The 20054-nt window shown below is 46.2% G+C and carries 15 protein-coding genes; 8 read left to right on the top strand and 7 right to left on the bottom strand.

Going from position 1 to position 20054, the window contains the following annotated elements; all coding sequences use genetic code 11:
* Both F8C82_RS09095 and F8C82_RS09090 read left to right on the top strand, forming a co-directional pair.
* Positions 1-456, top strand: coding sequence for a MarR family winged helix-turn-helix transcriptional regulator (locus F8C82_RS09095; RefSeq protein WP_151693275.1), 456 nt, complete (start codon positions 1-3; stop codon positions 454-456).
* An 83-nt stretch (positions 457-539) separates the two neighbouring features.
* Positions 540-1343, top strand: coding sequence for an SDR family NAD(P)-dependent oxidoreductase (locus F8C82_RS09090; protein WP_151693274.1), 804 nt, complete (start codon positions 540-542; stop codon positions 1341-1343).
* Here the strand turns inward: F8C82_RS09090 and F8C82_RS09085 are convergent.
* Entirely contained in the window at positions 1340-3115 is a 1776-nt protein-coding gene (locus tag F8C82_RS09085; protein ID WP_170266208.1) for a tetratricopeptide repeat protein, read from the bottom strand. The genes F8C82_RS09090 and F8C82_RS09085 overlap by 4 nt on opposite strands.
* Before the next feature lie 469 nt (positions 3116-3584).
* Here F8C82_RS09085 and F8C82_RS09080 point away from each other — a divergent pair, with 469 nt between their 5' ends.
* From F8C82_RS09080 to F8C82_RS09060, 5 genes are all read left to right on the top strand, one after another.
* Positions 3585-3836: a hypothetical protein gene (locus F8C82_RS09080; RefSeq protein ID WP_151693272.1), complete on the top strand. Its 252-nt coding sequence runs from the start codon at positions 3585-3587 to the stop codon at positions 3834-3836.
* Between the two features lie 119 nt (positions 3837-3955).
* On the top strand, positions 3956-4378 hold the full coding sequence (locus tag F8C82_RS09075) for a hypothetical protein (protein ID WP_151693271.1): 423 nt from the start codon (positions 3956-3958) through the stop codon (positions 4376-4378).
* A 154-nt stretch (positions 4379-4532) separates the two neighbouring features.
* Positions 4533-5615: an efflux RND transporter periplasmic adaptor subunit gene (locus F8C82_RS09070; protein ID WP_151693270.1), complete on the top strand. Its 1083-nt coding sequence runs from the start codon at positions 4533-4535 to the stop codon at positions 5613-5615.
* Between the two features lie 24 nt (positions 5616-5639).
* Complete coding sequence (locus tag F8C82_RS09065) at positions 5640-8801, top strand: efflux RND transporter permease subunit (protein WP_151693269.1); 3162 nt, start codon at positions 5640-5642, stop codon at positions 8799-8801.
* A complete protein-coding gene (locus F8C82_RS09060) occupies positions 8791-10260 on the top strand; it encodes a TolC family protein (protein ID WP_223279529.1) in 1470 nt (489 codons plus the stop codon). Before F8C82_RS09065 ends, F8C82_RS09060 begins: the two co-directional genes overlap by 11 nt.
* A gap of 86 nt (positions 10261-10346) precedes the next feature.
* On the opposite strand, the gene F8C82_RS09055 is transcribed toward F8C82_RS09060, so the two are convergent.
* From F8C82_RS09055 to F8C82_RS09030, 6 genes are all read right to left on the bottom strand, one after another.
* Positions 10347-10796: an energy transducer TonB gene (locus F8C82_RS09055; RefSeq protein ID WP_151693267.1), complete on the bottom strand. Its 450-nt coding sequence runs from the start codon at positions 10794-10796 to the stop codon at positions 10347-10349.
* Positions 10797-10808: 12 nt separating this feature from the next.
* On the bottom strand, positions 10809-11279 hold the full coding sequence (locus F8C82_RS09050; RefSeq protein WP_151693266.1) for an energy transducer TonB: 471 nt from the start codon (positions 11277-11279) through the stop codon (positions 10809-10811).
* A 70-nt stretch (positions 11280-11349) separates the two neighbouring features.
* Complete coding sequence (locus tag F8C82_RS09045; protein ID WP_151693265.1) at positions 11350-11571, bottom strand: VF530 family protein; 222 nt, start codon at positions 11569-11571, stop codon at positions 11350-11352.
* 461 nt (positions 11572-12032) lie between these two features.
* Positions 12033-13349 (bottom strand): DEAD/DEAH box helicase, encoded by a 1317-nt coding sequence (locus F8C82_RS09040; protein ID WP_151693264.1) that lies wholly within the window; start codon positions 13347-13349, stop codon positions 12033-12035.
* A 627-nt stretch (positions 13350-13976) separates the two neighbouring features.
* Positions 13977-16739 (bottom strand): T9SS type A sorting domain-containing protein, encoded by a 2763-nt coding sequence (locus F8C82_RS09035; RefSeq protein WP_151693263.1) that lies wholly within the window; start codon positions 16737-16739, stop codon positions 13977-13979.
* 199 nt (positions 16740-16938) lie between these two features.
* Entirely contained in the window at positions 16939-18966 is a 2028-nt protein-coding gene (locus F8C82_RS09030; RefSeq protein ID WP_151693262.1) for a copper-translocating P-type ATPase, read from the bottom strand.
* 403 nt (positions 18967-19369) lie between these two features.
* Here F8C82_RS09030 and F8C82_RS09025 point away from each other — a divergent pair, with 403 nt between their 5' ends.
* Positions 19370-20020 carry a DUF1801 domain-containing protein gene (locus F8C82_RS09025; RefSeq protein WP_151693261.1) on the top strand — a complete coding sequence of 217 codons (651 nt, stop codon included), beginning with the start codon at positions 19370-19372 and terminating at the stop codon, positions 20018-20020.
* Positions 20021-20054: the final 34 nt, after the last annotated feature.

The raw sequence follows: 20054 nt of genomic DNA, 5'->3' as shown, positions 1-20054 counted from the left end.
ATGAGTACGAGTCCCAAAGAGTTGTGGTTGGAAAATCAAATTTGCTTCCCCTTGTATGCAGGGTCCAGATTGATCACCAAATTGTACACTCCGTTTCTTCAAGAATTGGATATTACCTATCCACAGTACCTGGTTTTACTTGTGTTATGGAAGGAAGACGCACAAACTGTTTCTCAAATTAGCGACAAATTGTTCCTGGAAACGAATACCATCACACCTCTTCTCAAACGGATGGAGCAGAAGGGATTAATTGCCCGAGTGCGAAGTACTGCTGATGAACGCAAGGTGAACATTGTGCTAACCTCAAAAGGTCTTGACCTTCGTGAGAAAGCAGAATGTATCCCGAATGAAATCGTGAAGCAATCCAATAAATCGGATGTGACCCTAGAAGAAGTGATGCAACTAAAGGAGACACTGAATAAGATGTTGCGAATTTGGTCGGAAGCAGAAGAGTGATTGAATACTTCTGAGACTTTCTACACGTCACTTTGTGTAATTGAAGTACCTTAAATACTCAGAACGATTAAATGCGTTTCACCATGAAAGTAGAAGGGAAAGTTTGGGTGGTTACCGGAGGCGGTAGCGGAATGGGCAGAGAGCTTGTGCTCCTGTTGTTGAAACGAGGCGCTAAGGTGGCAACCTTGGATATCAATGGGGATTCTCTCGCAGAAACGGCAAAGCTCGCAGGCGATCACGCTCAGAGTCTATCTACGCATGTCCTCGATATTACGGATAGAGAAAAGGTTCATGCCTTTCCAGAAGAGGTTATTAAGATTCATGGTGCGGTAGATGCGATAATCAACAATGCTGGAATCATTCAGCCCTTCATCAAAGTGAACGAGTTGGAATACGATGTGATTGAGCGCATCATCAACATTAACTTTTACGGAACGCTCTTCATGGTGAAGGCTTTCTTGCCGCATTTGTTGAAGAGGGAGGAGGGCTACATCGCAAACATCTCCAGTATGGGTGGTTTCTTGCCCGTACCTGGGCAAACGTTTTACGGCGCTTCAAAAGCAGGAGTAAAACTTCTCACAGAAGGTTTGCACTCCGAGTTGATGGAAACGAACGTTCGTGTATCTTGTATTTTCCCTGGGGCGATTGATACAAATATCACGGCGAATAGCGGGGTAGAAACTCCGGGTCATGAGAAGGCAGATGCAAGCAAGTTCAAGGCGCTTCCAGCTCCCGAAGCTGCACGAATTATGCTAGATGGCATAGAGAAAAACAAGTACCACATTTTTGTGGGGAAAGATTCAAGCTTCATGAATAAGCTTTGGCGACTCGCACCCGAACGAGCCGCGAAATTGATTTATTCAAAAATGAAAGCGTTGCTCAATTAGCCTCTATCTTCTCCTAGTAAAGGGTAAGAGAGAACTTGTCCGAGGTTTTCTGCAGCGCGGAGGTCCATCAAATAGCTAGGGTCTTGCAAGATCTTTTTGATGTGGGCTCGATAGAAATAACCCAGAGCGCTCTGCTCAACTTCCAGTACGTTGTTACACTCTTTGAGAGCCAATTGTAAGTCTTCACTTGAATAGTCTTCTCGTAAATCTTCATAATCGATGGAAGGCAGTTTTTCGATCTCGTCTAATGAGTAGACAGCGAATGAATTGAAGAGGTGAAAATCATTCAGACGGTAGCGGCCTAAGATGATTTTAACGCGGGTTAAGGGAATGACAGTGCTACTTGGGTCGAGTTCTGATGCCTTTTTCAAGTCAGCCTTCGCCAACTCGGTTTCCCCCTGCACCAAGTGCAACTCACAGCGCATCACATACGCCGAGCTGAGGTATGGAGTTATGCCAGAATTGCCCAACAGCGATTCCATCAGAGTTACGCCAGAATCAGCATAGGTAAGTGCCAATTCCGGTTGTCCCGTACTTTGGTAGCATTCCATTAAACTCATGTGGATATCCGCTACAAAGGTGTACAGCACAGTTGAGGCTCCCATTTGCTCGGAATAATCTGGACTGTTATCGGCTGTTTCTCGAGCTATGGTTCCGCGAAGAGCGAGACTTTTTTGATAAATAGGAATTGCAGCGGCGTAACTTTTTAACTTGATAAGGGCATTGGCTTTAAAGGAGAGCATCATTGCACTATTCGGAAACTTTGTCAATCCTCGGTTGTAGGTTTCAATCGCGGTTTCAAAATCCTTTAAGTTGTACGCGGCTATTCCTCTTTGATAGTAATAACTCGACCTATTTGGATTGCAGAGTTGCTCTTGCTCCCTTTGGAGGTATGCTCGCTTTTCAGCATTTTCGGGTCCCGATAAGAGAGGAAGAAGCGCAGTGTATTGTTCACAGACTCCATCCATATCTTCTCTGTCGTAGTATTGCTCAGCCCATTGGATGTGTAGGTCTTGGTTGTCACCACTAAAAGCAATAGCCTCACGGATAGCTGCATCGGATTCCTCAAACCGTCCAAGATGATGAAGGATATTGGAATACAAACTCAGCACTGCTATGGAGCTATCGGCTTTCAAATATCCCTCACATAGAATTCGGGCGCCAATCAAATCTCCATTAATGGCGTGAAGCCGTGCCGATGCTAATTTGCAAAAGAGATTTGCAGTGTCTAGAGCCCTGCCTGCGTCAATGTCTGTTTTAGCCGTGAGCGACATTCCATTCGCCAATCTATAGGACCCTCTTACTCCATAATACTCGGCCATCATTGGATCTAATGCAATGCTCTTGTTTAGGTGAATGATGGCTGAAATGCTATAGTTTTTCAAGTCCAACTTGGCGAGAACATATTCTGTGTAGGCCAGTTTGGGAGCACGAATGAGCTTTATCGTGGAATCCGCCTTTTTCAAGTCAGAACGATCCATGAAATACAATGCATAGTCGGCTAAACATCGTTCACAAGTGGGGTCTTTTTGAAGGGCCTTTTCGTAGAGTTGAATGGCTTGATTGACATCTCCCATTCCTCGAAGAATTCGCCCTTTGATGCACAGTGTCGCGGGGTCTCCAGGTTGAGTGTCCAATTGATTCTCAACTTCAATTAGTGCATTTTGATAATCAGCTCGAAAGATGAGAACATCGATGTCATGATGTTCGTTTCCTTGAGCCAAAGCGAATATGCTGAAGAGAAAGAATAGACTGAGTAAAGTGTTTTTCATCGGTTTGGGATGGTGATCGTCTAGCCGAAAGTACAAAATGGTTAGCATTGGTCATCCGCCCTTCTAGAAACACGGGAAGGGATTCGCGCGGTTGATATGGGGTTAGGTGATTAGGTGTTTAATGGGTTTTAGAGGTTTGAGGGGTTTAAGAAGTTTTAGGGGTTGGGTGTTTGGTGATGGATGACGGGGGACGGATGACGACCTGCAGTTCCCTTCTACCGCGCGAATCCTTTCGCGTGGGTTATTCAAGGTGAGGGATGTTTGGTGACAGGTGGTAGATGATGGTGGATGGAAGACGGGTGGTGGATGCTAGATGATGGGGGATGGATGACGGATGACGGATGATAACCTGCAGTTCCCTTCTACCGCGCGAATCCTTTCGCGTGGATATTCAAGAGGAGGGATGTTTGGTGACAGGTGGTAGATGATGGTTGATGGAAGACGGGTGTTGGATGCTAGATGATGGGGGATGGATGACGGGTGTTGGATGCTAGATGATGGGGGATGGATGACGGATGACAACCTACAGTTCCCTTCTACCGCGCGAATCCTTTCGCGTGGGTATTCAGGGAGAGGGATGTTTGGTGACGGGTGGTGGATGATGGAAGACGGGTGGTGGATGCTAGATGATGGTGGATGGATGACGGATGATAACCTGCAGTTCCCTTCTACCGCGCGAATCCTTTCGCGTGGGTTATTCAGGGAGAGGGATGTTTGGTGACGGGGGGGGATGCTGGATGCTGGATGATGGTTGACACCCACCAACTATCCCCCTTTTAACAATCTTTTACCCCTGCATTTTCATTCATTCCAACTTATTCCTATAGTTTTGCTGCCGAAATGAAACAGGCTGTTCACTTTTTCATCACACTAAGCTTGCTCTTCGCTGTAGGAGTAGGATATATTTTTACCCGTGATGGCTACAGGGAAATGGATCATGCTTCCACTGCTGCAAAGCAGTCCACAATTCATTTGAATCATTTGGAAAGTGTGTCTGATTTCAATGAACCCGTTTTATTTCTTCCTTCAACACCCCACCACAAGCATTTTGAAATAAAAGCTGAAGTCCTGGAGACTGAGGAAGACGAGGTACACCATGCCAAGTCAGTTTTCTACTTCGCTCAACTTGCAGAGATTTTATCATATGCCCTCATTCTGGGCTATCTCATCAATGACTTTAAAAGGTTTGCCCGATTCCTTGGGCATTTTACGCAACGCGTTTCCCCGCGTGTGAGCGTCCTTTACGGAGTATTCCGTTTGTGAAAATTGAAGGGTTGATATAGTCGATTCTACGACTTTGTCAATCCATGGTGCTCTCCTGCACAACGACCTTCCTGTTGGATAAAGCAGCGAAGGATTTGGTGTTTCTCAACACCACGTGATTTCATCAATTCCACATCGTTTTAAGTTTATTGTTATGAGAAAGATTCTCATGCTCGCCAGTTTGTGTGCAACTCTATTTTTCACAAGCTGTTCTTCTCACGAAGAAAGTCATGAAGAAGAGACCGTCTTCACGGTTACGAGCCCGATTCGAATGGACACATCGATTACCGATGATTATGTCTGTCAGATTCGATCCATTAGTCACATTGAGTTACGTGCACAAGAGCGCGGATATCTCGAGAAGATTTATGTTGATGAAGGTCAGTTTGTGAAGAAGGGCGATTTGCTCTTCCAAGTGATGCCGAACCTCTATCAAGCGGAACTCAATAAAGCGAAAGCCGAAGCGGAGTTCGCCGAAATTGAATACAACAACACAAAGAGATTAGCCGATAGCGACGTTGTGGCTCCCAATGAGCTCTACATGGCCAAGGCCAAATACGACAAGGCGCTGGCTGAACTACAGTTGGCTCAAGTCCACCTTCAATTCACTCAAATTCGCGCTCCCTTTGATGGATATATCGACCGCTTCCACGTTCGATTGGGAAGTTTGCTAGATGAAGGCGATTTGCTCACCACACTATCGGACAACAGTGAAATGTGGGTTTACTTCAACGTGCCAGAAGCAGAGTATCTGGACTATCGCACAAGAGTTACCCGCGATAGTATAATGCCGGTAAAGCTGCAGATGGCAAACAACAAGATGTTTAAGTACAGTGGGGAGGTTCGCACTATTGAGGCCGACTTCAACAACGAAACGGGGAATATCCCTTTCCGTGCCACTTTCCCTAATCCTGATGGACTTCTTCGTCACGGTGAAACGGGGAATGTAAAAATGAGAGTACCTCTAAAGAATGCTCTGCTGATTCCACAAAAAGTAACCTATGAGGTGTTGGATAAGAAGTTTGTATTTGTGGTAAATGAGGAGAATATCATCGAGGCGCGAGAGGTGAAAATCGGAGCGGAAATGCCGCATCTGTATGCCATTACGAGCGGACTCTCTGAGGGGGACAAGGTGCTTCTTGAAGGACTGCGTTTGGTGCGAGCAGGTGATAGAATCAAGTACGATTTCGTATCGCCAGACACCGCTATTTCTGAGCTTGGACTCTACGCTGAGTAATCTCGAATCCTCAATACAACGGATATGTTTAGTAAAATAATCCACAGACCGGTTTTCGCTATTGTGATTTCGGTCGTGATCGTATTCATGGGTTCTTTGGCAATCAAGCAATTGCCGATCTCCCAGTTCCCTCAAATTGCGCCTACAACGGTAAACGTGTTTATCGCTTACCCGGGTTCCAGCGCAGATGTTCTGGTAAAATCCACACTAATTACCCTTGAGAATGCCATTAACGGTGTTCAGGGAATGCGGTATATGGCAACGGATGCTACGAGTGCTGGTGAGGCTACACTCCGAGTGATCTTTGAACCGGGTACAGATCCCAATCAAGCTGTTATTCGAGTCAAGACGAGAGTGGATCAGGTAATGCCGCTCTTGCCGGAATTGGTACAGCGTGAAGGGGTGATTATCACGCCTATTCAACCTTCTATGTTGATGTATGTGAACCTCTACGCCAAGGATACAACCATGGACGAGAAGTTCTTGTACAACTACGCCAATGTGAAGATGGTGCCGGAGATTAACCGGATTAATGGTGTAGCTCGAGCACAGATTTTGGGCAGTCGCCGCTATGCAATGCGGGTTTGGTTGAATCCAGATCGCATGCGTGCCTACAACATTTCAGTGGATGAAGTGATGGAGGCTATGCAGGAACAAAGCATCGTGGGGCGTCCAGGGCGTTTGGGAAGAAGTTCGGGTATTCAGGCTCAATCGCTCGAATATGTACTCACCTATAAAGGACGTTATAACGAGCCGGAAGAGTATGAGAATATCATCATTCGTGCAAACTCGGAAGGGGAGAGCATTCGACTGGGCGACATTGGTAAAGTGGAGTTGGGAAGTGAGTTCTTTGATATCTATTCCAACCTCGATGGTCACCCTTCTGCGGCGATTGTGTTGAAGCAGAATTACGGCAGTAATGCGAGTCAGGTTATTGCGGATGTAAAAGCAAAGCTGAAGGAAATGGAGGGAGATTTTCCTCCGGGAATGGACTACAAGATTAGCTACGACGTATCCAAATTTCTCGATGCTTCGATGGATCAAGTGGTGCATACTCTTCGCGATGCGTTTATTCTAGTGGCCTTGGTGGTGTTCATCTTCTTGGGGGATTGGCGCTCTACGTTGATTCCTATTCTCGCAGTACCGGTTTCTCTGATTGGTGCGTTCTTCGTTATTCAGTTCTTTGGGCTCTCCATTAACTTGGTGACGCTTTTCGCGCTCGTGCTTGCCATTGGTATTGTGGTGGATGATGCCATCGTTGTGGTGGAAGCCGTTCATGCGAAGATGGAGGAGGAGCACCTGAATCCGTACAATGCGGTAAAGAAGGTGATGCGCGAAATTAGCGGTGCGATTATCGCCATTACCATGGTTATGGTTTCGGTATTTGTACCGATTTCTTTTATGGGCGGTCCTGTGGGCACTTTCTACCGTCAGTTCTCCATCACCATGGCGAGTTCCATTGTTATTTCTGCACTTATCGCCCTTACGCTTACCCCAGTTCTCTGTGCGATGTTGCTCAAGAACAACCACGGAAAAGCACGCAAAAACAATTTACTCACTCGCTTCTTGGATTCCTTTAACCGTGGCTTTGATAAAATCACGGGAAGATACACTGCCTTGCTAAGGCGAATGGTGAATCGCAGATGGCTCACTTTTGGCATCCTTGCTGTTTTCTGTGCGGGGATTTTCTACGAGAGTCAGGTGCTTCCGGGCGGTTTTATTCCAAGCGAAGATCAAGGGACTATTTATGCTATCATTCAAACGCCTCCGGGAGCAACTCTAGAGCGCACGAACCAAGTTTCTCAACATCTTCAAAAGATTTGTGAGGAAATTGATGGAGTGGAGACCGTGTCTTCATTGGCGGGATATGAAATCATGACGGAAGGTAGGGGTTCCAACGCCGGGACGTGTTTGATCAACCTTAAACCTTGGAGCGAACGCCATCATACGGTGAAGGAGATTATGGAAGAGCTCGAAGAGAAATCAAAGGGATTAGGCGCTATTATCGAATTCTTTGAGCCACCTGCCATTCCAGGTTTTGGTTCCTCTGGAGGTTTCTCCTTGCGCTTGTTGGACAAGACGTCTAGCACCGATTACCACGAATTTGATGAGGTGAACAAGCAGTTCATGGAGGATTTAGCGGAGCGCCCAGAGCTCTCAGGTCTCTTTACCTTTTTTGCAGCCAATTATCCGCAGTACGAGTTGGAGATCGACAACGATTTAGCCATGCAGAAGGGCGTGTCCATTGGCGATGCAATGGAGAACCTCAACATAATGATCGGTTCGACGTACGAGCAAGGCTTTATCAAGTTTGATCGATTCTTTAAAGTTTATGTGCAGTCGGCTCCAGAATTCCGTCGACTCCCATCTGATGTTCTGAAGATGTACGTGAAGAACGAAGAGGGAGAAATGGTACCGTATTCTTCCTTTATGAAACTAGTGAAGAAGCAGGGGCCGAATGAGGTGACGCGCTACAACATGTACAACTCTGCCGCAATACGTGGTTTACCTGCCAAAGGCTATACCACAGCCGATGCCATTCAAGCCATTCGTGAGGTAGCGGCAAAGAAGCTTCCCAACGGATATGACATTGCATGGGAGGGTTTGTCGTACGACGAGGCAGGAAGAGGGAATGAATCCATTTACATTTTCATCATTGTACTGGTGTTTGTTTACCTCGTTTTGGCGGCTCAATACGAGAGTTTCATCATCCCAATGGCGGTTGTGTTCTCCCTTCCTGTAGGTGTGTTTGGCTCTTTCTTCTTGCTGAAGATGATGGGGCTAGACAATGATATCTACGCACAAATCGGATTGATTATGCTCGTGGGACTGCTCGGTAAAAATGCCGTGCTGATTGTGGAGTTCGCTGTCCAGAAACGTCAGGAAGGTTCGTCCATTTTTGATGCTGCGATTGAGGGGGCTAAGGTTCGTTTCCGCCCAATCTTGATGACTTCCTTCGCTTTTATTGCTGGTTTGATACCATTGATTGTGGCTACTGGTGCTGGAGCTATTGGTAACCGAACCATAGGTGCATCGGCGCTGGGAGGGATGTTGTTTGGCACCCTGTTCGGGGTAGTTGTAGTGCCGGGTTTGTACTACATCTTCGCCAAGTTGTCTGATGGTAAGAGTTTGATAAAAGATGAAGATGATAGTCCGCTATCCGAAATGTACAATGATGAAGAATAATAGAATAATTCGACTCGGGACGGTGGCCGCTTTTCTGGCGATAGCCATATCATCTTGTAAACCGCCTGAGTTTATCGAAAAAACTGTGAATACCAATGTGCCAGTGAGTTACGCAACTCCCGATACATTAGTGCCTGCGGATACAGCTGCGACTGCAGATTCCATGACCACTGCGCAAATGAATTGGCGCGAGTATTTCACCGATTCCAATTTGGTGGCCTTGATTGATACAGCTTTGATCCACAATCAAGAGTTGAATATCACCCTACAACAGATTCGCATGTTCAACAACGAGATCCGCTCTCGTTCTGGGGAATACTTGCCGTTTGTGAGTGTCGGTGCAGGTGGAGGTGTGGAGAGATCACCTCGCTATTCGCGCAATGGTGCAACGGAAGCCAATCTTGAAATTGAACCGGGTAAGGCTTTTCCAGATCCCCTGCCTGATGTGGGACTTGGTCTCTATGCCGATTGGGAAATTGACATCTGGAACCGATTGCACAATGCGAAAGATGCTGCGGTGAAGGAGTATTTGGCTTCTATTGAGGGCAAAAACTTCATGGTGACCAACTTGATTGCCGAAATCGCAAACTCCTACTACGAGTTGTTGGCGTTAGATAATCAATTGGCAATTGTAAAGCAGAACATCCAAATTCAATCCAATGCCCTTGAGATTGTAAAAGTTCAAAAGCAAGCGGCACGCGTTACGGAATTGGCTGTTCGAAAGTTTGAGGCAGAGTTGATGAATACCAAGAGTCTGCAATACGATATTCAGCAACAAATTACCGTCACAGAAAATAAGATCAATTTCTTGTTGGGTAGATATCCTCAACCCATTGTGCGTAATGCCTCTGGATTTATTGATCTAGTGCCCGATACGGTGTACACCGGATTGCCTTCAGAACTTCTTGCCAATCGTCCCGATATCCGCAGAGCAGAATTGGAAATGCAAGCGGCTGATTTGAATGTATTGGTCGCTAAGGCCAGTTTCTATCCGCGTTTGAGTATCAATGCTGGACTGGGCTATTCGGCTTATAATCCAGGTTTGATGTTTACCACACCGGCTTCCTTGTTGTATAACATTGCAGGTGAATTAACCGCTCCACTATTCAACAAGCGGGCTATTACGGCGGCGTATTACAACGCCAATGCCCGACAAGTTCAGGCGATCTATGAATACGAACAGGCCATTTTGAATGGTTACATGGAAGTGTCCAATCAAATGGCCATGATCGAAAACCTAGAACAGAGCTATAAGCTGAGATCTCAACAGGTGGATGCACTCAATGCTTCCATCCAGATTTCTACCGACTTGTTTAAATCGGCAAGAGCAGATTACATGGAGGTTCTTATGACGCAACGCGATGCCCTCGAATCTAAGTTCGAGTTGCTTGAAACCAAGAAGCGTCAGATGAATGCCATGGTAAACATATATAGAGCTTTAGGTGGTGGTTGGAATTGATGAATGAATCAGGAGAGCAATTCATCAATGGAGCCGGGGAGAAATCCTCGGCTTTTTCTTTAGACTAAAGTTTAAATCCGTGCTCCTTACATGATTTGAATGGAGAACGGTGCAATGAAGCTCATGCGAACAGGCTTGCCATCCACCATGGCGGGTGTCATTTTGGGTAGAAGTTGAAGAACGCGAATGACTTCATTGTCGAAGGCTTCATATCCAGCTGACTTTTCAATTTTGACCTCCGTAATGCTGCCGTCGGTTTCAATCACAAAAGATCCAAATGCTTTACCACCTCCTTGGCGTCGGATTTCCGGAGTTGTGGTGAATTCAGACTTCAGATGATTACTAATGACGGTATTCAAGCATTGAAACCTTTCACTTTCAGTAGTGGCGTCTACGCAGTCGGGATGAATAGGATATTGTTCAACTTCACGATAATTCAGAATCTCAGAACTATCTTCTTCAAGTTCTGGAAGAGTTTGTCCTGCAGAAAAAAAACTGACGAGTAATAGACCTAGGGTGTAGAAGTGTGCTTTCATATTTTGTAAAAGTTAATCGTTCGTCCAATTAGCATTAATGGGAACGGTATATCTCATTCTCACAGGTGTATTATTTTCACCTATGGCGGGAGTCATGGCAGGTAAGCTACTTACAATTCGTAGGGCTTCGGCATCTACAAGTTTGTTTCCTGATGATCTAGATACCTCAGTGCTAGAAATGGATCCATCTTTCTCTATGATAAACTCAACCCAGACTTTACCACCTGGTTCTTTTTGCATTTCACGGGTTATCGTAAAATTTTGAATGATATGCTCTTGAATTTTCGTCTGGAAGCACTGGAATTTTACGTCCTCATCGTCTTCATTCTCACAGCCTGGATAAACGGGTAGGAATTCAACTGAAATAAAAGTAAGGACCTCGTCATCCAGCTCATCATAGTCGACGGGAATTGGATCCGGTGTTTGTCCCAGTCCAGTTATTGAGAGAATGGAGAAGGCAACAACTAATGTTCTGAGTAGCATAGCGAGAGCTTTACAAGCTGTGAAAATAGGAAAGAGGTGGATGTGAAGCAAGGGAGCCTGAAGCCTGAAATCAGGCGCCAGACTTCAACATCTTTAAATACAAGCGTTCCACTTTTTCCCTAGCCCAAGGAGTTCTTCGCAGGAATTTCAAACTGGATTTTACGGAAGGTTCAAATTGGAAACACCGAATAGGAATGCGTTCTCCGAGCTCTTGCCAACCGTAATGGTCGTGAAGCTCCTCAACAATTTGAGCGAGCTTAATACCGTGAAGGGGGTTGTTGGGTTGAGTCATGGTTTTTGGGGTACTGGTACTAAGTACTAGTTTACAAAGTTGAACTTAAATATTTAGATAGTCTGCCTAAGCTTTGATGAATTGAAATGGGGCATTTTGAAGAATAGAATTGCTTCTGGTTCTTGAATGAGCCTGACTTCACGCATTGCATACATCATGCTTTTTACTTCATAACCCCCTCTGTAAATATTCAGGAATTTCAGAAAATGACGGTTAATAAAGATGTTCTTGTGATTTGATCCTTTAAAGTGTACTCCTTCTGCAAAACCAAAGAGTTCTTGAATTCAAAGTATACTTCCAGAAACAGTTAAGATGATATTTGCTGAGCATTAATTTCAGTATCACTTTTGAAGATCATAAGTAATGGTAGCTCTGAAATGAACCATTTTTCATTCAGAACCTACCCAATCTCACTTCAATGTTTAGGTTGTACCCGTACCCCGTGCCGAGCATTCGTACTCCTACTTTGTACTCGTACCCAACACCGATATTCTCACCTTCTTCGTTTTCAGTCGGCTGTTGTTCAATTGGTCTACGAGTCTTCTAGCTTTGCTGCGAGCTACGGAAACATAAGCGCAGTCTGATTTGAGTTCAATCACTCCAAGCTCACCTTTTTCCAACCCACCTGTTTTGAAGAAGAGTCCCGCGATGTCACCTTTCGAAATCTTGTCTTTTCTTCCACCCGTGATGTACAAGGTTTCCCAGTCCGAGCGAAGGTTGATTTTCTTGGGTTCCAGAATTTCTTCCTCCAATCGGTACATGTAGGGAGGAAGTGGCTTGCCTTCTCGCTGTATGATATAGGCGGTACCGCTGCTCTTCATACGTGCTGTCCGACCATTTCTGTGAATGAATTCTTCTTCGTGGAACGGCAACTCATAGTGTACAATAAAGTCCATTTCTGGAACGTCTAGACCACGAGCTGCTAGATCGGTAGCCAAGAGGATGCGCTCAGTTCCATTTCGGAATTTGATGAGCGATTGCTCTCGGTCGAGTTGTTCCATGCCTCCATAAAAACACGCATGGTCAATGCCGTGCTCTTCCAGTGCTTCACTAACAAGAGAAATGCTCTCCTTAAAATTGCAGAAGATGATTCCGTTCTTTTTCCCGATGTGGTACAATAGGTCGGCTAGAGTAGTCAGCTTATCTACAGCTGTTACTTTTCGCATTTCCAATTTGCTCCTAGATTTACCAGTATAGTTCAATCGGGTGGCGTTTGATATTCCCACAAAATCAGGGATATCTACTTTTTGGGTAGCCGATGTGAGGACTTTCTTCTTGAGATTGGGAATGGATGAAACGATTTCCTTCATCTCTTTCTCAAATCCCACTTCCAACGATTTGTCAAATTCGTCGAGGATCAAAGTCTGGATGGCACTAGTGTCGATGTTCTCTCTTCGAATATGATCGGCGATTCTTCCTGGCGTACCAATCAAGATGGTCGGAGCGTGGTTCAAGTCCATTCTGTCCTTGTGTTGAGATCGACCACCGTAAATGGCATTCGTCTTAAAACCTGTGCCCATATCGCGAATCACCTGCTCAATCTGAATGGCCAACTCCCTAGATGGAGTTAGAATCAGAGCTTGTGTAGCAACTACATTCGGGTCCAAATATTCCAATAGAGGAAGGACAAACGCTAGCGTTTTACCTGTCCCTGTAGGCGATAACAAAACCACTTCGGCATTTTTGCCAAAGGCTTCTATGGTTTTCTCTTGCATCTCGTTGAGAGATTCAATACCCAGCTTCTTAAGAATTTGCGGGAGGTTTGCTAGTGTTGTCATGCCGCAAAGGTAGGGGAATTGAGAGTGGAAATTTGGGTTTTAGGGTTTTGGTGGGTTTAATGGGTTTAAGAGGTTTTAGGGGTTTAAGAAGTTTTAGGGGTTTAAGAAGTTTTAGGGGGTGGGTGTTTGGTGGTGGATGATGGGTGATTGGTGACGGGTGGTGGATGACGGGTGATGGGTGCTTGGTGGTGGATGACAGATGATGGGTGACGGGTGGTGGATGACGGGTGATGGGTGTTTGGTGGTGGATGACAGATGACAGATGCTGGATGACGACCTACAGCTCTCTTCTACCGCGCGAATCCCTTCGCGTGGATATTGAGGGTGTTGGATGCTTGATGACAGATGACAACCTGCAGCTCCCTTCTACCGCGCGAATCCTTTCGCGTGGGTATTCAGGGGAGGGATGTTTGGTGACGGGGGACAGATGACGGGTGATGGGGGATGGATGATGGGTGTTTGGTGGTGGGTGACAGATAATAGATGCTTGATGACAGATGACAACCTACAGCTCCCTTCTACCGCGCGAATCCCTTCGCGTGGATATTGAGGGTGTTGGATGCTTGATGACAGATGACGGGTGACGGATGATGGGTCGTGGATGACTTGCGCCCATCACCCGCCGACTCAGTAAACCACAATTCTCTCTGTCCAAGTTTCATGGTTCAAAGTCATTCTTACCATATAAACGCCAGCAGAGAGAGATGGAAGAGGAATAACGTTGCGGTCTGAGTGGGTTTCGACGTCGAATTGAGTGATGAGTCGGCCGTGGAGATCCAGTATATCTCCTGCTACTCGCGAGCCCTCGATTGCATTTTGATTGAACAAGATGAGTTGATTGCCCGACAGGCCAACGGTAAGTGGGGTGTTTGAATAGTCATCCAAGCCCACGCTATTGTTGTTGAAGTGAAGTACAAAACGATCTTCTGGGTCGTTTTGGTTGACGGTGAAAGAATAGGATCCTCCTCTCATCAATTGGGTGTACTGTCCGTTGGTTTTATCTTCTAATATCGCATCTGTAAACGATGACAGTTGATTTCCTTGAAGGGTGAAGGTGTAAACTCCCGATCCATTATTAGGCTTCAAGTGAACGGGGAAGTCGGTGGTGCTTGTAGAAGCGGCGCAGATGCTCATTTGCTTATTGGCAAGGGCTACAAACGCGTACGGATGCCCAAGAGTGGAAGGCAATTTGTGTGCATCCATATTTCTATCGTACCCAGCCGTGGCAGACGGGTCAAACTGAATTGCGATTTCATCCGTCATTTCTCCATTATCATCCCATAGGTTTAACTTGATGTATTCGGGATTAGACTTGAGTACTGGAGTTGATTGTGAGGCGTCCGTTTGGCTATACGAAAGGGTGAGGTCAGCGTCAGGTGTGGCAGTGGTTTGAATCCAAAACGCTTGTGCTGGAGGGATGAGTTCAGAACCTCCTGCTACTCCAACGGAACCATTCCAAGCAGAGTATGTGGTTCCTCCCCAGATGTATATGATGTTGTTCGTGTTTGAAGGAAGTGCTTGCCCAGTCCAATCGTAGGTAGCGGTGAAAGGATTGGCAACGAGGTTCCAGCCATATCCTGTGGCTCCTCCAGAAAATAGGTCATCGCCGTTTGTTCCATCGTGATAGTTGAGAGTAATGCTTTGATCGGTAGTCACTATGCCTGTCCCTTCAGCGGCTATGGTTCCATCGGTTGAACGAAGAAAATCGGTGCCGTTGGCCGTGCCTGCGTAAATGGTATAACCGACGGTTGGGTCAACTGCATCTGTGATGTTGGCTGGTGCAGTCCACTTGGAATTTACGGAATTCCAATACCAAACAGACCCTGTGCTTCCGCTATTTGCAACAATGGTAGCGCCAGATTCTGGCAAGGTGTTGAGTGAAGATCCTGATACCCCTGTACTGATGTTGTAGTACTTTGGAGTAGAGGCAGAGAGGTATATTTCTCGAACAAAAGAAGGAGAGTTTGAGGTGCTCACAGTGCCTTCTAATTTCATGTGCCCCTGTTCCAGAGCATCCGCGTTCATCGTGATTGTGGAGCCGTTAAACGTCACGGTAGTTCCCGATGTTGAAGCAAATCCAACACCTGGTTCGATGTTAAGGGTTCCTCCAGAGCTGCCAATCGTCAATTGATGATTGTTGTCGAGTGTTTTCACTCCTGACCCCGTGAGACTCAGATTGTAAATAGTTGATGCGCCTGATGTGCCGCCGGGAATGGTTTGATCTCCCGCGGCGTAAAACTCAACGGTAAAACTGGAAAGAGTGAAGTTGAGGTCGGCAGGGAAAGGCAGTCCTGCTCCTGTATAGGCCGTACGAAAGGTGTGGGTCCCAGAAAAAGAGACCGTAGAAATTGCACCTGTAAGCTGATAGGTGTCCATGTCTAATGAAGCGTTGCCTAAAAATCCTAGAGATCCACCAACACTTAGGTTCCCCAATGCCGTTACTGTTTGGTTGGCTGTAAATCCAATGGTGTTAGAAACAGTTGTCCCTGCCGGGATGGATTGGTCGGATGCTCCATCAAATTGCAAGTTGTAGAACGAGCAATTGTCGGGATAAGGAGCCGTGGAGGTGTTCCCCGTTAGGAAGGTAGATGTCCCCATTCCGCTAATGGTTCCCGAACCTGTAACTTGGTAGGTGTCCATGTCTAAAATGGCATCGCCCGATAAAGTTAATGTCCCATCGACACTGATGTTACTTAGTGCGGTGATGGTAGATGAACTGATAGTTAGACTTCCATCGAATGCGGTATTGGCGGGGATGGTCTGTGTGGTGCCTGCATTAAAATCAACCAGGACATCTGCAGGGTAGGTTATCGCTGAGATCGGAGTAGCTCCAGTGTTTTGCGTGTAGATGGCATGCGTACCTCCGCCCGTTACAAGACCGACAGTTAGAGAATGCGTTCTCATGTCCAATTGATTGGTTCCAGAGAAAACCAAAGTGTTCACGTTCAAATTGGCCTCTGCATAGGCTGTACCCGTTCCGGCAATTTGTAGAATTCCCACACTACAGATTGGTATATTTTGAGCAGAACTGGTCAGTGTTAAGGTACCTGTTCCAACAACTGCAATATTGGCCACATTTGTAAAATTACCACCTAAGGATATTTGTGCCGAGCTATTGATGGTGATGACAGCCGTGCCATTGGAACACGTGATCGTTCCTGGAACGGTCCAGGTGTTAGATGAAGGAACATTTCCATTGTTATTATCCAAATCCCAAACGTCAGATGCACTCGTAAAGTTAGCGGGATGAGAGCCCGTTCCTCCACTGACGGTCCACCAGTTATTGACGTTGTTCAAAGCAGCTCCAGCTGGACTTAAATAATAGGTGGTCCCGAACGCAGACATACTCGAAACCAAAAGAAAACAGAGGGTTTGGTAAAATGATCTCATAAGGTTGAAATGTAGGTGATTATAAATATAGAATTTTTGGGGATTAAGTGGGGCTTGATGTTGGGTGACGGGTGACGGGTGATGGATGACGGGTGTTGGGTGACGGGTGACGGATGACAACCTGCAGCTCCCCTTTGCCGCGCGAATCCTTTCGCGTGGCTATTCAAGGGACGGGTGGTGGATGACGGATGAAAGAAGATCAGGTCCCTTCCAACTTCAATAGCTGTGCATTTACAGCTACAATGACGGTACTTAAACTCATGAATATAGCTCCTACAGCTGGGCTGAGCATAAAGCCTGTGCTGTACAAAACACCTGCGGCGAGGGGAATGGCGAAGGCGTTGTAAGCGGTAGCCCATATTAAGTTTTGGATCATCTTTTTGTAGGTGGCTCTGCCGAATTGGATGAGTTTAAAGATGTCGTTCGGATCACTGTTTACGAGGATAATGTCGGCGGTTTCTGCGGCAATATCGGTTCCACTTCCCACCGCAATCCCAACATCGGCATTGGCGAGAGCGGGAGCATCGTTCACTCCATCTCCTGTCATGGCAACAAACTTACCGTCGTTCTGGAGGTCTTCTACCACCTTTACTTTTTCATCGGGAAGGACTTCTGCATAGTAGCCGTCCAAATCGAGTTTATCGCTGACGGTTCGCGCTACACGTTCATTGTCGCCAGTGGCCATATAAACGGCAATTCCTTCGCGCTTGAATTTGCGAATGGCACCTTCCGCCTCGGGTCGGATTTCATCGGCGAGCGCAATGTAACCGAGGAGGTCATCACCCTGCAAGACATAAACCACGGTTTGATCGTCCGATGCATCTTCTCTTTCAGGAAGAGTGATGTTGTTCTCGTTTAAATAACCCGGACTCACAACGGAAATCCAGTGGTCCTTCACTTTGGCCTTAGCGCCTTTGCCTGTAATGGCTTCAAAATCCGACGATTCAGGTAAGCTGAGGTTGCGTTCTGATGCGGTCTTGAGAATCCCTGTAGCGATGGGATGTTCAGAGTGTTTTTCAACGGCCGCGGCCAGTTTGAGTATCTCTTCGTCGCTGGTGTTTGAATGGGTGCTCGCAAATGAAACTACACCGAAGTCGCCTTTGGTCAATGTACCCGTTTTGTCGAAGACAATGGCGTTGATTTTTCTGGACGATTCAAAGGCTGCTCGGTTTCGAATAAGAAGACCATTGTTAGCCGATTTTGACGTTGAAATAGCCACGACAAGCGGAATGGCGAGTCCAAGGGCATGCGGACAAGAAATCACCATTACCGTTACCATGCGTTCCATGCTGAAAGCGAAGTCATACCCGAGTGATAGCCACACCGCTAGGGTAATGGCTCCGGCACTCAAGGCGACATAAGCGAGCCATTTAGCCGCTTTGTTCGCTAGATTTTGTGTCTTTGATTTCGATTCTTGCGCTTCTCTAACCAGTTGAATGACTTTGTTGAGGTAGCTGTCTTCACCTGTGTGCTTGACTGAAATTTCAATAGAGTTGTTACCATTAATGGAACCACCTACTACTTCATCGTCAACTCCCTTTTTAACGGGTTTCGATTCTCCGGTGAGCATGGATTCATTGAGGTGAGATTCACCCGATGTAATCACTCCATCGGCAGGGATGGACTCACCGGGTTTAATGAGGAGAATATCATCGCTATTCACTTCGCTCAAGGGAACATCCACAAATTCATCTCCCTTTTTCAAATGTGCCTCTGAGGGCATCATCTCCACCAATTTTTCCAAGGCGTTGCTCGCTCCTAGTATCGATTTCATTTCTACCCAATGCCCCACGAGCATTACGTCAATCAATGTGGCCAACTCCCAAAAAAACAACTTGCCCTCAAGTCCAAATACCACCACTGAACTGTAGAGATAGGCGACTGTAATCGCCAGTGCAATCAAGGTCATCATGCCTGGACCACTGCTTTTCAGCTCGTCCTTCAGGCCTTTCAAAAAAGGCCATCCTCCATAGATAAAAATGAAGGTGGATAACGCCCAGAGAACATACAGCCGACCTTCAAAAGTCCATTCAACTCCCAGAAAAGATTGAATCATGGGGGATAGAATGAGAATGGGGATCGAAAGAGCGGTGGAAACCCAAAATCGCTTTTTAAAATCTTCAATCATCATCCGGTGATGATCGTTGTGGTTCTGATGCTTATGTTGACCCGAGTTATGCTGAGAATGCTCCTCCTTCTCACTCATGTGTTGTTCTGAATGATTCATTGGTGCTTGTTAGATAGGTATATATTGGGGTAACGGTTTGAGGGTGAATTTGTTTGGGGGAGGGTTTAAGGGGTTTATGGTGTTTTAGAGGTTTAAGGGGTTTTAGGTGTTGGAAGTTGGGTGACGGGTGATGGGTGATAGGTGATAGGTGATGGATGCCGGGTGGTTGATGACGAATGGGTTCTACAACTCCTATCTACCGCGCGGATCCCTTCGCGTGGGTATTGAAGGTGATAGTTGATTGGTGATAGATGATTGGTGATGGATGTTAGGTGACGGATGATGGAGCTTGAAACCTACTAAGGATTCTAAACTTTACTATTTTTATCGAGAAGTTGTCTGTGGTTAGAAGTTAGGTTCTAAACGTTAGACTAAAGACTAGAGACGAAAAACCAAGTCCACCATGAATCCTGAAGTAGATAAATTCATTGCCAATTCACCCTTGTGGAGGGAGGAATACGAAACCTTACGAGGTATTTTGTTGGATTGTGGGTTGACGGAGGTCATCAAATGGGGTGTTCCGTGTTACATGGACAACAAGAAGAATATCGCCTTGATTCACGGGTTTAAGTCCTACTTTGCGTTGGGGTTCTTTAAAGGTTCTTTGATGAAAGACCCGCAGGGTGTGATGGAAGCGCAAGGGGAGAATACACAGTCGTCGCGCACACTGAAATTGAAGGACGCACACCACATTATCGAATTAGAACCTGTCATTCGAGCTTATGTAGCTGAGGCAGTTGATTTGGAAAGGTCGGGTGCAAAACTGGTGTACAAGAAGAAAGCGGATTACGAAATCCCGATGGAGCTACAGAATCGATTTGATGAAAATCCCCAGTTTAGCAAAGCTTTTCACACGCTTACGGAAGGCCGACAAAAGGCCTATATCCTATATTTCTCTGGAGCGAAGCAGTCGAAGACGATTGAAGATCGCATCGATAAATTCACGGAGAGAATTCTGAAGGGCAAAGGCTTTAATGATTGCACCTGTGGACATTCCAAGAAGCTGCCTGGATGCGACGGCTCGCACAAAGAGCACGGGGGAAAGCCGTACTAAAAGAACTGTGCTAGGGAAGGGCTTTCGGTAACGA

This window comes from Phaeocystidibacter marisrubri (assembly GCF_008933165.1).
Taxonomy (GTDB): domain Bacteria; phylum Bacteroidota; class Bacteroidia; order Flavobacteriales; family Schleiferiaceae; genus Phaeocystidibacter; species Phaeocystidibacter marisrubri.
The sequence above is the reverse complement of the archived record's forward strand: the minus strand, read 5'-3'. Positions and strand labels throughout refer to the sequence as shown.